General features: G+C 59.5%; 9 protein-coding genes. 1 reads left to right on the plus strand and 8 read right to left on the minus strand.

From position 1 onward, the window contains the following. The first annotated feature begins 80 nt into the window (after window positions 1-80). Window positions 81-320 carry a helix-turn-helix domain-containing protein gene (locus G6R31_RS17015; RefSeq protein WP_025566588.1) on the plus strand — a complete coding sequence of 80 codons (240 nt, stop codon included), beginning with the start codon at window positions 81-83 and terminating at the stop codon, window positions 318-320. Here G6R31_RS17015 and G6R31_RS03625 read toward each other — a convergent pair whose 3' ends face one another. The 8 genes from G6R31_RS03625 to G6R31_RS03660 all read right to left on the minus strand — a co-directional run bounded on the left by G6R31_RS03625 (window position 321) and on the right by G6R31_RS03660 (window position 14,764). Then, the gene (locus tag G6R31_RS03625; RefSeq protein ID WP_017869313.1) at window positions 321-833 is read right to left on the minus strand and encodes a hypothetical protein; all 513 of its coding nucleotides are present in this window, start codon (window positions 831-833) and stop codon (window positions 321-323) included. Window positions 834-883: 50 nt separating this feature from the next. Continuing rightward, entirely contained in the window at window positions 884-1,210 is a 327-nt protein-coding gene (locus tag G6R31_RS03630) for a hypothetical protein (RefSeq protein WP_152423457.1), read from the minus strand. Further along, complete coding sequence (locus G6R31_RS03635) at window positions 1,194-2,249, minus strand: zinc ribbon domain-containing protein (protein WP_025566590.1); 1,056 nt, start codon at window positions 2,247-2,249, stop codon at window positions 1,194-1,196. The genes G6R31_RS03630 and G6R31_RS03635 overlap by 17 nt, the downstream gene beginning before the upstream one ends. A gap of 505 nt (window positions 2,250-2,754) precedes the next feature. Then, entirely contained in the window at window positions 2,755-5,508 is a 2,754-nt protein-coding gene (locus G6R31_RS03640; RefSeq protein WP_017869316.1) for a helicase-related protein, read from the minus strand. Beyond that, window positions 5,508-8,273, minus strand: a complete 2,766-nt coding sequence (locus tag G6R31_RS03645; protein WP_017869317.1) for a DUF1156 domain-containing protein — start codon at window positions 8,271-8,273, stop codon at window positions 5,508-5,510. Before G6R31_RS03645 ends, G6R31_RS03640 begins: the two co-directional genes overlap by 1 nt. 4 nt (window positions 8,274-8,277) lie before the next feature. Beyond that, window positions 8,278-11,028, minus strand: coding sequence for an anti-phage-associated DUF1156 domain-containing protein (locus G6R31_RS03650; RefSeq protein ID WP_017869318.1), 2,751 nt, complete (start codon window positions 11,026-11,028; stop codon window positions 8,278-8,280). After that, complete coding sequence (locus tag G6R31_RS03655; protein ID WP_017869319.1) at window positions 11,025-11,654, minus strand: DUF3780 domain-containing protein; 630 nt, start codon at window positions 11,652-11,654, stop codon at window positions 11,025-11,027. The genes G6R31_RS03650 and G6R31_RS03655 overlap by 4 nt, the downstream gene beginning before the upstream one ends. A 35-nt stretch (window positions 11,655-11,689) precedes the next feature. After that, window positions 11,690-14,764 (minus strand): DUF499 domain-containing protein, encoded by a 3,075-nt coding sequence (locus G6R31_RS03660; protein WP_017869320.1) that lies wholly within the window; start codon window positions 14,762-14,764, stop codon window positions 11,690-11,692. Between the last annotated feature and the right edge of the window lie 31 nt (window positions 14,765-14,795).

The following is a 14,795-nucleotide window of genomic DNA, read 5'->3' on the forward strand; positions in this document are numbered from 1 at the left end:
GACCTCCCCAGAAATTGAATATCAACTAACAAGATATCAAGTACATGGAGCACTGGCCAAGGGAGGGCGACGCTGAGGCAATGCCCAGAGTGCCAAAAGTACCCAAGAGCCGCGAACCGAGCGAGTCTCGAAAAACATTCGCCGCCTCCGTGCGCCGTGAACGGCATGCTCAGGGCTTGACACTGGAAGATCTCGGGGAACGCAGTAACCTCGAATGGAGCTACCTCTCACAAGTCGAACGGGGCATCCGCAACATCACCGTGGACAACATGGACGCTATCGCGCGAGGTCTGGGACTGCCCTTGCGCGACCTGCTGTAGTCAGGGAAGTTGAACAGGCAGCAGGTCAATGCGTCCGTCGATGATGCGGTACGCCTCGACCTCGAGACGCTCATCGACGTAGCCCACAGCAAGAAGAATGTGCACTGCTGTGAACAGACCCTGAGTTGCGCCTGCTTGAAGCCAGCGTCCCGCCTCAGCAATGGTCGGCAGTTGCGAATCGGGGCGGGTGACCCAGTGTCCGACCCAGTCGATCCGCGAATCGGTGCTCCGTAGAGCGTCGAGGTAACCGAGTTGGTAATGGTCATCCCCGGTGATCGGCAGGGGCCGCCATACCGGATAACCGCCTACCGCCGCGTGCGTGATGCGCAGGGTGTCGTCGGCGATATGACCGTACAGGTTGCCAGTCGCCCACCATCCGGGGGCCGTCAGTTGCTGGTGAAATGTGTTGAGGGCGGGTGACTCGATCGTGGTGGTGGTGAAAGCGGTAGAAGTAGCGGGGCCGGGCGGCAACGCCAGTGCACCCAGAAGGTAACGATGTAAACGTGAGGTCATGAGACTCCAGAAATGAGAGAAGCCCCCAATGTAAGGGGGCTACGAGGAATTTAGGGCCAGAGCAGCGAGACGGTCTGCCGCGAGAGGGCGCCAGTTTCGAGATCCCGGACGACGTAGATATAGGCAGGCAGGTGACCGCTGTCGAGATCGTAAGCATCGAGGGTGACCTGCGTGACGGTGATGATGGTGCCCTGACCCGCGAGGTCATGGAGGGCATAAGCGTCGTCATCCGCAAGGAGGAGAAGGAGTAGGGCCGGGCCGGAGAGCAGCAGGTGGGTCGGCGTCTGACCGATAGCGCGGTAAAACGCCTGACAGGCACGCCAGCCCTGTCGGGAGAGCACCACCTGCAACAAATCAACCTTATCTCCTCTTTCCACGTCTTCCACGCCGTAGGATGTTGCTCGCTGCGACAAGGTGCGCATCACCCCCGAATCCGCACTGCTGGCAGCGAAAGTGGTCGCGGCAACGGTTATTGGGGCTGGTGTGGCGGCATTTGGGGCACTCAGTGGACGTGTAACCCGAGGCGACGCGGAAAAACGGGATCTTGGCGGCCCAGAGATACTGCGGGAGCCAAGACTGGTGAAAATCCTGCAAAGCGCGGTCGCGGGAGGTAAAGACGTAGCGGCGGTGCATGTCTCCGAGCCGGAGGTGCTCAGCGAAAACCTCGCTGGCGCTGTAAACGAGGTGGCGCACGACCTGCTCGGCGTCTTGCCGACCACTGGCGTACGTGATGTCGTCGAGCAGGGCCTGGCCCTTGCAACTGAGCGTCTGCATATCAGGGCGCACGAGCGGCGTGGCCGCGAAGACCTGAGGCCGACCGTCGTCATAGTGGAGTGCGGCGATGGGACTGAGGCCGACGTCGAGTCCCACAGCGCAGGGCGTGGCCACCCGACTCACACGCGTAAAGCGGACATCGAAGGAGAGCGTGCAGTAATAATCTCCCCCGGCCGTCAGGTGGAGCAGGGTCTGATCTGGCAGCCACTGCGCACGAAACTGTTGCGACGGCGTGGTCATCGGAGCAGCCCGCGTGGGCTGGGCCCCCTCTTTGACGATCTCATTAATCAGGGCCGTGAGGTAATCAGGGTAGGTAGTCGGCGTCCGAGCAGAGGTAAGCAGCTGATCGAGGCCAGGGTAGGCGGTGTAGGTAGGACTACCTGCGACGAGGGCATTGTGAGCCGGCGAAGGGACGTGGGCGTAGCAGCCGTTGACGGGTGCGCCGTTGATGGTGAGTGTGCGGTCATTAAGCAGTGCGATGTCGGCCTTGTCCTGCAGGCGATAGGTAGCGGTCGGGCAGATGCCTTTGATTGTGTCGTCCTTGGCAACTGGGACGAAGAAACCCTTTCCGATGAGGGCGTTGATGCTGCTGTAGCTCTTGCGGTGGACTTTGACGTGGTGCTGGTCGGTGGATAGGAGCATGGTGTGATTTCCTTGGGTGGTGAGAGGTGATTGAAGGTGGCTGACGGGAGTGACATCCCTAACTGGTGTCGTACATGCCAAAAAAAACGGAGCGCGCAGCGCTCCGTCTCACTTGTTGGGCATATCGAGTCCTAGTGAGATCATTACCCGGCTCCTCTGCCTTGGATCCCACCTCAGCGAAAAAACGTTGTTCGGCTTGGTGTCAACGCTCAGTCGATGGTCGTTCCATAACGCCCCCACCCTTGTTGCGCACGAATTCGACAGGCTCAGTAGTCTGATTAAAGCGATGTTCGACCCCGAGAAGCGTAAGCAGGCGCGGCTAGGGATGCCGAGCGATTCTTTCCGGCCTGAGCGGAGCATGTACGAGAGCGTGCTGAACTTTTACCAGGTATATGTTCTAGGAGGCCCGGAGAATCTGGGTGTTCACTTAGCCATTGCATGACCGAACAAAACGGCAGCCATTTGGCTGCCGTCATTCACCACCAACATGGTGATGATTCGAGCTCTATCTTTCTGCCTTGAAATTCCAGCCCTGCTCCAGATGGGAGATGGCTTCAGCGTGCTGCAAGACAGCGGTGCATTCATCCCAGTAAGCGAGATCAGGAATCTGCTGATGGACCCGCTCAAAGGGGTGCAGAAGTGCCGTCTTTTCAGCTTCACCCACATGATCCAGCAAGACCTTCACCCGTTTCGCCTCGGCTTTCGCCAACTCGACCCAGTGGTCTTCGAGCACCTGCGGGATCAAGCCGAACAGGGCCGCAATATCCCCGAAGCGCTCGGACAGGCGTTGGTGCACGCGGTCTTCGATGGAGCCTCGGTAACGCATGTTGTAGATCCGCACCGTCGAGTGCTTTTGACCAATGCGCTGGATTCGTCCCTTGCGCTGCTCAAGTCTCGTCGGGTTCCACGGCAGGTCGATGTTGATCAAGTTGGACAGGCGTTGCAGGTTCAGGCCTTCCGAGGCTGCGTCCGTTCCGACCAGCAGGGTCAGTGTTCCGTCCCTGACCTGCTCCTTGAGGACTTGGCGATCACAGCCTGTGAAGAGTCCGTTTTCGTAATAGCCGCTCTGCTGCTCATTGGTGTACAGCCCGACTCGCGTCGTCCTGAAATGACGACTCAACTGTTCGGCGACCGTGCGGGCCGTGTCGAGATACTGTGAGAAAAGGATGCACCCGTCCTGTAACCAGTCGGGTTGACCACGGGTGGCGTGAGAAGCACCGCTCAGGAGGTCGATGGCGAGCCGAATCTTCGGATCATGACCGCGAACGCGGCTCAGCATCCAGTGGAGTTCTTCTAGTTGGTTGCGAACGACGCCCGCATTTTCAGGAGTCAGTTGATCCTCGTCCTCGTCGGTCTCCTCATCCGGAATCGCGGTTTCACCCTGAAGCAGGCGACTGACACTGATGTACCCGGCTTCAAGGCTTGAACTGATACGGCGCAACAAAGCGGTCTTGGCGAAGCCGGTCAGGTTGTACTGCTTGCCGAGGGTGTCGCACACCTCTTCAGCGATCTCATAGGCGCGCGTCACTTCCGGATCAACGGGCACCGCCTCATCCGCCCGGTCACCTTGCAGGTTGACCTCGATGCGTTCCAGTTGACCCTGCTCTTCGAGGGCCTTACGGGTACGCATAACGATCCGCTGAATGTATGGGTTACCGTCCCGAATCCACTGGGCAAAATCACGTCTCAAGTTGCGTTCCTCGATGGGATTCAGCCGGTTGTACCCGTCGCTCGTAGCCTGGTACTCACCGTCCCGTAAGCCAAGGCTGCGGCGGATGTCCAGCAGTTCCGGGTCAAGGCGACCATGGGCATCCCGGCTTTGAGCGACAGGGGAGCGGTACCACGCCCACTGCTCTATGAACTCGGTGGGCGCGGCTTCACGGCCTACCGCCAGTTCCAATCCCTCAGCGGTGCGGAGATTCCAGTGCGAGAACGGGCCTCCAAGCACTTCAGGGGCCTCTTCCGACAGGATCTCCAGCAGGTCATGCGCCTCGATCAGGTCGAGTTGGACGGGTGTAGCGGTAGCGAGCAGGACGCTGCGGCTTTGATGAGCGAGTCGCTGTATAGCGCGGTACAGGTTGTTGGGTTTGCGTTGTCGGCCTTTCCCGGACTTGCGGGCGCGGTGAGCTTCATCAAGGATGACCAGATCGTATTTCCTCTTGAAGACCTCATGGTCACTGTCCCCAAGGAAAGAAAGCCAGTTGGAAGAAACCAAAGCGATGCGGCGCGGACAGTTCACGAACCCACGCGTAATTCGTCCCCGTTCGTCAATCCAGCCTTTCGATTCGGTGTCCCAGCGGGCACTCGGAACCCGCAGGAGTTCCCACATTTCTCCTTGCCACTGACTCAGCAGCGTCTTGGGTACGGCGATTAGCACCGGCTTGTCCCCCTGCAACGCGATGATCTCGGCGCTCACCGCCAGTTGCAGGGTCTTGCCGAGGCCGACTTGATCCGCGAGGAGCAGCCTCGCGTGCTGAAAAGGCCCAGAGTGCGCCAGTACCGTCTGGTGAATGAAAGCTTTTTGATGGGGCCACAGGCCCATTTCTTTGGTGTACAGCGGTGCTTCGATAAGCGGGGCCATCACTTCCGGCAGATCGTAGCCCCCGCCTTCAAGTCGGTTACCCAGCAGGTCGCGCCATTCCTGTAAGGTCAGGCTATGGCGGCCCGCGAGGCGTTTGAGGTCGTCGATCACGGCCCTTGCGAGTGGCACAGCCAGCGGATGGTGCCACAAGGCGTCGAATTCCGCCTGTACCCATGCCACACCCTCTGGGGAAGCGTCCTCCCAGAGCAGTTCGTAGTTGCGACTCCAGGCATTCGCCGTATCGTTGACACTGCCCATAAACGAGGTCTTCGTGCCATTCGTGATAACGCCAGCTTTGCCGTGCATGAACCCGAAGGCTTCATCAGGCAGGACACGAATTTCCACCTGTCCACTGAGCAGCGCGGCATGCAGGAGCCGCAATCGTTCACGCATCTCGGGCGGCGCGTGCAGGAGTTGCTGTTCCGGACGACTGGCATGCCACTGGCGACGTTGCTGCTCTTCGGCGATCTTCGCCACGGCCACGTCAGCCGGATTTAGGTCGGAGTTACAGACCATGCGGATGTGCCCAACCGTGCTGAACGGTTCACGGAGCAGGTGAAGGACAGAGGAAGTGAAGTACCCGCTCAGACGGTCGTACGTGCTGGCCCCGGTCAGGCGCGGGATCAGGAAGTCCTCGTCGATACGGCCCAGCCGGGCACTGAAGCGTTGCATGGTCATCAGACTCCCACGTTCATCAGAGCGCCGCGCAGAACGCGGGCGTTGGCGGCATCAGCTGTCCAGTGCGGTTCAGTCTGGCGGCCGAGGTATTCGAGCAGGTGAAGGGCGTGGGTCTGCTGCATATCGAATTGATCCACCTCTTTGAAAAGCCAGTCGACGCCTTTGGCGGGCTCGCCGGTTTGAGTCGTGAGTTTGACCGCCATCAGCACGTGCCGCAGCAAGGTGCCCGCCAGCGGCCCGCTTTGCATTCCCCGTCCGCCGAACTCGGTGGCCGTGAATACCCTTGGTTCCTGTCCGCGTTTCTCGTAAACGAGTTCCTGCCAGTGATTGGCGGTCAGGCCTTTCGAAAGCTCCTGATACAGCCCCCGGTGGGTGCGATGTCGGCGCTCGGCGTCAAGGGCCTTCAGGTAGAAGCGTTCATGGGCACTCAGTACGTGCCACACAGCCGCATTCAGACCGCTGGGCAGAAGTTCACGGCTGGCGACCTGTGCAGCCTGCTCAAGCAGGCGGTGAACAGGTGAGACCTCTCCTTTCGGCCTGACCTTCAGAAGTTCCTGCCGTGGGTCGATCCCGTCAATGTCATGAGACGTGATGACCCGTAGTGCAGCGGCATAAGCTGCGAGTTGCAGGTCGGCATCGCTCCATTGCAAACCCGCATCCGCGAGCGTTTGCATACTGGCGCGTTGCTCGGCGACCTCTTGCTCCATCAGCGATAGGATTTCATCCTCGAAGAGCATGTCGACTGCCCCCCGTTTGCGGAGCACCAGCAAGACAGTGCTCTGTACCGCGCCGCTGCCGGCCCGGTGTCCCTCTGTATTTTCTGTCGCCACTGTCCAGGCTGCCGATACGCGGAGTCCAGAAGCCCACATGATCATGCCGAGGTCAGCCCACAGGCGAACGTCCCTGTGGGTGAACATCACGATTTGAAGCCCGCCCTCCGACATCAGGCGAGCGAGATTCGAGTACACCTCGATCATGGCACCGTGAAAAGCGGCGTCCTTACCCTGCAAGGCCAGCGCCTGTTTGGGATCGGCATACCACTCGGGAAAATACTTGGTCAGACGCTGGCCGTACCACGCCAGAAAGAACTCACTCAGGTACTCATAGGGAATCGCATCGGCATACGGCGGGTCAGTGATCCATAGGGAGCAAGGTGCGTTGGCCGTCCGGGCGTCCCGTAACTCGACGTTCACTGGGATGGCGGGCAGCGAGGAGGTAGGGAGGCTGAGGCTGCGGAACAGTTTCAGACCGCGTGCGCTCCAGTTGTACACCGGAGCCAGCACGTGCGTGGTGAAGGTGTTGGTGGGCGTGTCGGTCACGCGGCTCCACAGACACAGCTTGGTTCCCCGGTCGGTGTGCTTCCCCGTCAGAGCGAGTAATTCACGAGGCGCTTCACTGACTTCAGAAAGCTCAGCGAGCAACCCGATGACCAACAGTTGCCGTGGCGTGAACAGGTGATGCCAGTGCGTCCAACCGCGCACGGCCAGCAGGTTGTTCCGCTGACGGTCATTCACCGGAAGGGCCGCCTTGGGAAGATACCCCCGCTCCTGCCAGTCTGTGAGGCGTTCCAGTAACAACTTCTCACAGGTTTTTTCGCGGGCGAGATCGGCCTCGGTCACGCCTTCATAACGCTTGATGGTTTTGACCTTCCGGCCTGTTTGAACTTCCTCGACCCAACGAATGCAGTACAACCGCTCCTGAAAGAAATCATCAGGGGCAGGGCCGAACTCGGAGACCATCCACGGCCGCAACCCTTGACCGTGACGATGTCGGGCGCGCAGGCGCGAAAGCAACGTCCGTTGAGGTTCAGGGTGGTCAGGTGTGCCCGGCGGAACGAGGTGTTGATCCACCACGGTGCCCTGTTTTGCCCTGTCCATCTGTTCGTCGGTAGCATTGCTGATGATGTGAATGTCGTACCGTCGCCCCTTGTGGTCAGGGACTAATTCAGCAACTACCCGGTCTTTCGGCGAGATGACCCAGGTGGTGGACAGGGGAACGATGTAGCCCGTCTCCGGGTCGAGTACCTCGGTACACCAGAGGTAAGCATCGGCTCGCCGGCCCTGAGCGTCATGTTCGATACCCCACTCGGTGATCTGACGGTCAGCCTCCTCGTACATCCACTGCTGAGCCGTCTCGATGCGTTTCCGGTCTGATGGGCTGGCACACAGCAGCGCTTGGTTGCTCCACGTGAGCAGACCTGCCACCGGGTTGAGGTCACTGCTGATTGTCTCGCAACCGAGCCGGGCTGCCTCAAAGGGAATAGAACCACCACCACAGAACACGTCTCCTACACTCGGCGTACCACCGAAGCGCAGGTGCCCCAGTTGCGCGATGAGTTCCGTCAGGCTGTAGGCGTTCGTTCCAAGGTGATCGTTGATCATCATCCAACTGGCCCAGTCGGTGGGCCCGTCGTAATCCTCAGCCAGCCCGGCTTTTTTTCGCCTTTCATCCGAAGATGAGGTGGTGAATTTCGTGGTGGACAAACCCGAACGCTCATGCACACTGACATCATCGATGCCCAGAAGACGTTCAAAAACCTCGATGTCCTTCTGAGGGTCATCTGTGGCCGGAAGCAGCGCTCCAAGGATGCTGGCTCTGACCAGCACCAACGGTTTGCGCCCCCACCACTTCCCAACCCCGGTGAGCCGCTGGGCTGCCCCGGAAATCCGCTCCTTGCGACTTTCAGCACTCAGTTTCGCCACAGGAAAGCAGCGTTCGATGAGGGCCGGAGCGTCACGTAAGGGCGGCACTGGGGTCTGGGTCATGGTGTTATACGCCGATGTTCATCAAAGCGCCGCGCAGGAGACGGGCCGCTGCGGCATCTTGTGTCCAGTGGGGCAGGTTCTGCTTGCCGAGGTGTTCCAGCAACTTGATGGTGCGGGTCTGCTGCATGTCGAAGCTGGGCACTTCACCCTGAAGCCAGGCGATGCCCTTCTCGGGTTCTCCCTCACGCGCCGTGATCTGAATGGCCATCAGCACATGCCGAAGAAGGGTTCCCGCGAGCGGCCCGGTGGTCACCGAACGGCTGCCCATTTCACTGGCGGTCTGGAGACGCACATGGTTGGCGCGTTCGTCACCGAGCAGGTCACGCCATGAGGTCGCGGCGAAGCCCTTCGAGAGTTCTTGGTACACGCCACTGCGGTGCTCACCACGGTTTTCGGTGTCGAGACCTTTGAGATAGAAGCGTTCATGGGCACCAAGGTCACGCCAGATCGCCGGGTCGAGGCCGCGAGGCATAAGTTCGCGGCTGGCGACCTGTGAAGCCTGCTCGATCAGGCGGTGGACAGGCGATTTCTCCCCCTTGGCCCTAACCTTGAGGAGTTCCTGCCGAGGGTCGATTCCGTCGATGTCATGGGACGTGATGACTCGCAAAGCCGCGGCGTAAGTCGCCAATTGCAAATCGGCGTCGCTCCAGCGAAGTCCCGCTCCTTCAAGGAGTTGCATGTCCTTGAGTTGTTTGGATGCCTCCTGCTCCATAAGGGTCAGGATTTCATCGTCAAAGAGGGTCTCGACTTCACCGCGCTTACGGAGAACAAGGAGAACCGTACCCTGTACATAGTTGTCCCCACCGTTGATGCCGTCGGTCGTTTCAGTTGCGACCGTCCATGCCGCCGATACACGGAGTCCAGAAGCCCACATGGTCATAGCGAGGTCGGCCCACACCTCGGCATCCTGATGGGTAAACATCACGATCTGCATGCCGTTGTTTGGCATGTGGTGAGTGAGGTTGCTGTACACCTCGATCATGGACTCATTGAATGCCGTTCCTTTACCTTTAACAGCAAGAGCACGACGTGTATCAGTATACCAATCGGGGAAAAGATTCGGGATACGTTTTTCGTACCAAGACAGGAAATACTCTGAAATTTCTTCATAGTCGATGGCATCAGCGTAAGGTGGATCAGTGATCCACAAATCGCGATTAGTTGCGACTAACCGTGCATCCGACAATCCTACCGAAATGGGAAAACAATCATGGCTGATCGTATCAATTTTCTGATTGTGTAGCTGTTTTGATCCGCGAACAGCGTAATTATAAATTGGATTGATACTTTGACTATTAAAGACATTGTTAGGTTTGCTTCCGCCTTCATTCCACCTGCACATTTTAGAGTTGTTATCATTAAGTTTTCCAAGCAAAACCAGCAGTTCTTTTGGCGCATTGCTGCGGCTTATATTCGCAGCGAAAAGACCGTTCGTTAATAACTGTCGGGGCGTAAACAGGTTCGACCAGTACCGCCAATTGCGCCCTGCGAAGATGCGTCCGGCACGAGGGCCCTCCTCAATAGCACGTGAAGGTATGAAGCCATCCTCCTGCCAATTTCTCCATCGTTCATGTAGCAGGGCCAATGCTTTTGCTTCACGTGCTTCGTCGGCAGGTGTAACGGCTTCGTAATTTCTGTTCCCATCCGAGTCGATCCAGCGCACGCAGTAAAGCCGCTCTTGATAGAAATCATCAGGACTCGGTACTAGATCGTCGCTGTGCCAAGCCCGCAGGCCCTGACCGTTGTTGTGACGGTCACGCAGTTTGCTCATTTGAGTTTTGTGGGGCTGCGGGTTGTCCTTGGTTGGAGGCGGTACCAGCTGCTGATCGACCACAGTTCCCTGCTTGGCCTTCTTCATCTGCTCGTCGCTGGCTCCCGTAACGACCCGAATGTCATAGCGCTTGTTGGCATCGTCGGGCACTAACTCGGCCACCACCCGATCTTTCACGCTGATGACCCAAGTCGCTGCAAGAGGCACCATGTACCCGGTTTCCGGGTCAAGGACTTCATTGCACCACAGGTAAGCGTCAGCACGCCGTCCCTGTTCGTCGTGCTCGATGCCCCACTCGGTGATCTGACGGTCGACCTCTTCGTAAACCCACTTCTGGGCGGCGTCGATGCGTTCCTTATCTTCGGGCGTGGCGCACAGCAAGGCCTGGTTGCTCCACGTGAGCAAAGCGGCCACCGGGTTGAGATCACTGGCGTAGGTGTCACACCCAAGACGGGCGGCTTCGAAAGGAATGGAACCGCCCCCGGAGAACACGTCTCCGACTTTGGGCTTCTCGCCGAAGCGCATGACGCCGAGTTGCTCCACGACTTCCTGCAAGGTGTGGGCGTTCGTGCCGAGATGATCGTTAATCATCTTCCAGCTTTCCTCGTCGCTGGGGCCTTCGTAAGCCTCCGCGAGGATCGCTCCCTTGAGTTGCTCTTCGGGCGTCATGGCATCGAACTGGGCTTTGCTCAGGGCCTTGCGTGTGCGCCGTTCGTACAGGCCGAAGTCGTCCATGCCCATCAGGCGTTCGAAGACCTCGTTGTCCTTCTGGGGGTCGTCCGTGGCAGGCAAAAGGGCACCAAGGATGCTCGCCCGCACCAGAACGAGGGGCTTGCGACCCCACCATTTTCCGATGCCGGTCAGGCGCTGACCAGATCCGGCCTTCCGTTCCTTGTAACTCTCCGCACTGAGCTTTGCGACGGGGAAGGAGTGTTCGATCAGGGCGGGCTGGTCGGCCAGCGGTGTGTGTTGAGATTGGATCATGCGCTTTTGGCCTTTTTGAACATCGGTTCCATGCTGTTCTTCCCGTTCTTGGTTTTCACGGTACGGGTAGGCATCAGTTTCAGGGTCGTTTCGGGGTCGTTCACGGCAGTTTCGCTGCCCGGCCCAGTCGGTGTGGCGGCCAGCATGAGCCTGAGTGCAGCCCGCCAGCCTTTGCCACGGCCGCGCAGATCGCCGTTCAGGGCGACTGTCTGATTGAACAGCCACCAGCGTTCGATACGGTGCAGGCGCTGCCAACTTACCCGGATGATTTCCAGTTCATCCTCGGTGGCGTCTTCAGCAGCCCAGACGAGCACCATGAGTTCCTTGCCGAGGTTGTTGATGCTCAGGCGGCTATCACCTGTTTTCAGGAAGCGTCCGGGGCGCTCACCAGCCTCGCGGAGTTGCTCGTTGAAGGTGAACTCTGCGGTTCTGGAGACGGATGCCCATTGTTTGTGTGTCAGTTGGGCCCGCAGGGTCTGTACGAGGCGACCGGAAAGGTTTTCACGCACTTCGTAAAACTGCACGAGTTCTTTCTTACTGCTGGGCACGCTGACCAGCATGTGCGGACGTTCGACGTTCGGGGCGTCGAAGTGGCCCAGCGTGGCTGTGGTGCTTTGTTTCGTCATGTCGAGTCCTTTGACGGTCGTTGGCGTGGTTCGCGTTACTGCTTGACTTCGCTCATGTTGAGCTTGTCACCTGTCTCGGCCACCCAGTCGCTGAGGTGCTGGCCTCGCTCAAACTGAAGTTCTTTCACATCGAGGTGCAGGTTGGTGTCCGTGCTGACCAGCTTGCGAATATAGTCCGTCAGGTCACGCAGGGTTTCGGCCGTGAAGACCGTGCCTTCCGAGAAAGTGGCGGTGCCGTAATGGTCGCCTTTCCCTTCGACCGTCACTTTCACTCCGGCGGCCTTGCCGCCATGTTTCTCCAGTCGATCCATCAGTTTCACACTGTCGGCCGTGGCCGTGGTCTTGTGGGTGCGTGTCCAGCGGGCGGGGGTCATGGGTTCTGGCCCGGTGACATTGCGTTTCAGGGTGATCGGGGGGCTGGCGATCCCGGCACGCGTGGCAACGGCCTGTACGACGTGGGTGCCGGGGGGCGGGATGATCGGCTGACCGGGTTTGACGATCTGGCCCTTCTCGGGGGCACTGCCGTCGAAGGTGACGCGCACTTCCACATCCGGTGAGGTTTCGAAGTTGAGGCTCTCGTCTTCCCAGCTTCCCTTCAAATGCGTAGGGGCCTGCCACGTCACGCTTTCGCCGGTCGGGTGCCCCTTGTTGGTGGCCGGATCGTGGCTGGGATCCACCGCGAGGAAGGAAAAGGTTTGCCCGGTGACTTCCATAGAAGCGTCGGTCATCACGGGGGCACTGGTGTCCACGCTGGCCCCCTCAGCGTAATGAACCTGTGTGCCGTACTTCGGTGTGACCGTCAGGCGGTAGTGGTCTTTGGCCGCGTCCAGTACGTCATGGCGCACCGTCACGGACGTGGGTTCGAGGGGGAAGGGCCCGCGCTCGATTTCCTGTCCATCTTGCCGCCACTCGTCGCGGTCGATCTTGTCGCGGCGCAACTGCTCCAGAGCGCCACTCGGGTGCCACGGCCAGCCGGTCGTGTTGGCCGCGCGGGCGAGCAGTTCGTTCCACGTCATGCGCTTGGCGTTGCCAAATACGCGCTGTTCGAACTTGCGACCTTCGGAAGCGTCCAGCACCTTCACGAACTTCTTGCGGCTTTCGAGAATCTCCTGCACCTGTTGTGCGCCACGGCTGGCCGGATGCTTATCAGCGAATTTGCCGGTGAAATCGAGGCTGGTCAGGCCGGACTGTTCAGGAAAGTGCAGGTGTGTGAAGGCTTCCTGTGCGGCGGTCAGGAAGTGCATCATCGTGGCCTGTTCGCGTTCTTCCAGTTCGAGGATCATGTCCGGGTTGGGCTTCTCGCTGCGTTTGATCTTGCTCAGGGCCGTCTGGGTGGCGCGCAGAGCCTTGGCGCGGTCGAGAAGCAGGCGGTAGTTGGACTCTTCGCCCGTCAGGAACATCATGCGGTTGCGGAGGGTGCTGGCTTCGAAGAGTTCCTTGAGTTTGGGGTTCAGGCCGCTGCCCTGTGGACGGGAGAGGATCAGGGTGACATGCCCCTGTTTCGGTTCGATCTGGTCAAGGACGGGGAAGATCAGCAGTTCCTTGTAAGCGCCGTCCGGCAACGGGTTGAACAGCATGTTGAGTTGCTCACGGACGATGTCGAGCGCTTTGTCCTCACTGGTCGACTGGATGGTCGCTTCGATCTCGGCGTTGATGTTGCGGGTGGAACTGAAGTAGTAGGCGTCGCCATCCTTGTGCAGGTACCACGATTTGTGAGCCAGGTCATTCAGTACGGTTTTGATGGGCGCGAGATCCAGCCCCGGTGCGGCGAGGTAATCCGCGACGAGTTGCGGTGGCAAGCCGACGACTCCGTCGACCACGTGCGCGAGGGAAGACGTCAGCAGCAGGGTCGCGGCGCGGCGGGACAGGTCGGTGGGTTCGTTGAGTTCCGCGACGGCCCTGCCCTGGTCGGCGACATCGTGCGAGAGCGCGTTCTTGAGCTTGTCGTTGATGTTGAGGATTTCGCCGCGAATACGTTCATTGTTCAGATCGAAGTCCTGAAGCCCGATGGTGGTGCGCTCGTCCGCAAGACCGCTGTTCCACAGGTGAGCCGTGACAGCCCGCATCATGCGAATCAGGCCGCGGGTCTGCTGGAAGCCGGGGTTGTCACGGAAACGGGCGTACAGGTCACGCAGGCTCGGGTGGAACGGGTAGGTGTCGAGGAGCGCCATGCTGGCCTGCTGGCCGTCTGAGGGTGTCAGCCCCATCTTGTGAGCCTGATCGATTTCGGCAGCGTATTGAGCCTGAATCTGGCGGACGACATCATCTGACGGCCCGGACTCAAAAAGGCGTTTGCGCAGAATGTCGTAGACCTCGTTGGAGTTTTGCTGAACAGGCTCGATTTCCAGTGCGAGGCGCTGCGTTTCTTTCGTGAGGTCACTCAGGACGTCGTGGAGGTAGGTGTTGGCACGCCCATAAGCGGCACCGCCGAGATCGGTGAGTACCAGTGCGACTCGCTCACACCCCGGCCTTTGTACGGCGGCCATCAGGTTGGTCAGGGCGCGGGCGGTGAGGCGGGCCATGTTGCTGTCGCCGACCACACGACTTTCCACTGATTCAAGGTAGGGCGGCAACTCGTCGATCAGGATCAACACCGTGCGTCCCCGGAGCAGATTCTCCCAGTCCTCCTGCCCCGGCGCGTCGGGTGGAGCGTAGAAATTGGCGAAAGCGGCCTTGTTGCCCAGTTGCTCGGCCACCACGCCCCACAGGCCGTGCGGAGGGTTGTTGCGACCGTTGAACGCGACCACCTGAACGGTTCCCACCTCGCGTAGGACAGACTCCATCGCGGGATCGGTGATGACCTGCGGGCGCACGAGAGGGTGGGACGCCAGCAGACCCAGCGTGATGAGGTTATGCGTCTTCCCGCCCCCCATGCTCTGCTTCAGAAAGAAGACGCTATTGGCCGACTGCCCGGCGAGACGCTTGAAGCTCTGGGTGAGCAGGTGCTGCATGCCGTCTGTAACCACGTTCTCGTCGAAGAACGTTTGAGGATCGACACTGCCCTCGGTAAGTTTATTGATCTCCAGCGTCGTGTCGCTCTTGTTGTTTTCGAACACGGAGGCGCGGGGCTGAAGAAGGGCGCGAAGCGTAAAGGCAGTGGGCTGGGTCATGGGATCTCCTGAACAGAAAAGTGCATCATTT

The organism is Deinococcus wulumuqiensis R12 (assembly GCF_011067105.1).
In the GTDB taxonomy this organism is placed as follows: Bacteria; Deinococcota; Deinococci; order Deinococcales; family Deinococcaceae; genus Deinococcus; species Deinococcus wulumuqiensis.

Excerpts from the sequence above, each read along its gene's own strand:
- G6R31_RS03660 (WP_017869320.1), bottom strand. The coding sequence starts at position 14,764 with ATGACCCAGCCCACTGCCTTTACGCTTCGCGCCCTTCTTCAGCCCCGC.
- G6R31_RS03625 (WP_017869313.1), bottom strand. The coding sequence starts at position 833 with ATGACCTCACGTTTACATCGTTACCTTCTGGGTGCACTGGCGTTGCCG.
- G6R31_RS03645 (WP_017869317.1), bottom strand. The coding sequence starts at position 8,273 with ATGACCCAGACCCCAGTGCCGCCCTTACGTGACGCTCCGGCCCTCATC.
- G6R31_RS03635 (WP_025566590.1), bottom strand. The coding sequence starts at position 2,249 with ATGCTCCTATCCACCGACCAGCACCACGTCAAAGTCCACCGCAAGAGC.
- G6R31_RS03650 (WP_017869318.1), bottom strand. The coding sequence starts at position 11,028 with ATGATCCAATCTCAACACACACCGCTGGCCGACCAGCCCGCCCTGATC.
- G6R31_RS03640 (WP_017869316.1), bottom strand. The coding sequence starts at position 5,508 with ATGACCATGCAACGCTTCAGTGCCCGGCTGGGCCGTATCGACGAGGAC.
- G6R31_RS17015 (WP_025566588.1), top strand. The coding sequence starts at position 81 with ATGCCCAGAGTGCCAAAAGTACCCAAGAGCCGCGAACCGAGCGAGTCT.
- G6R31_RS03655 (WP_017869319.1), bottom strand. The coding sequence starts at position 11,654 with ATGACGAAACAAAGCACCACAGCCACGCTGGGCCACTTCGACGCCCCG.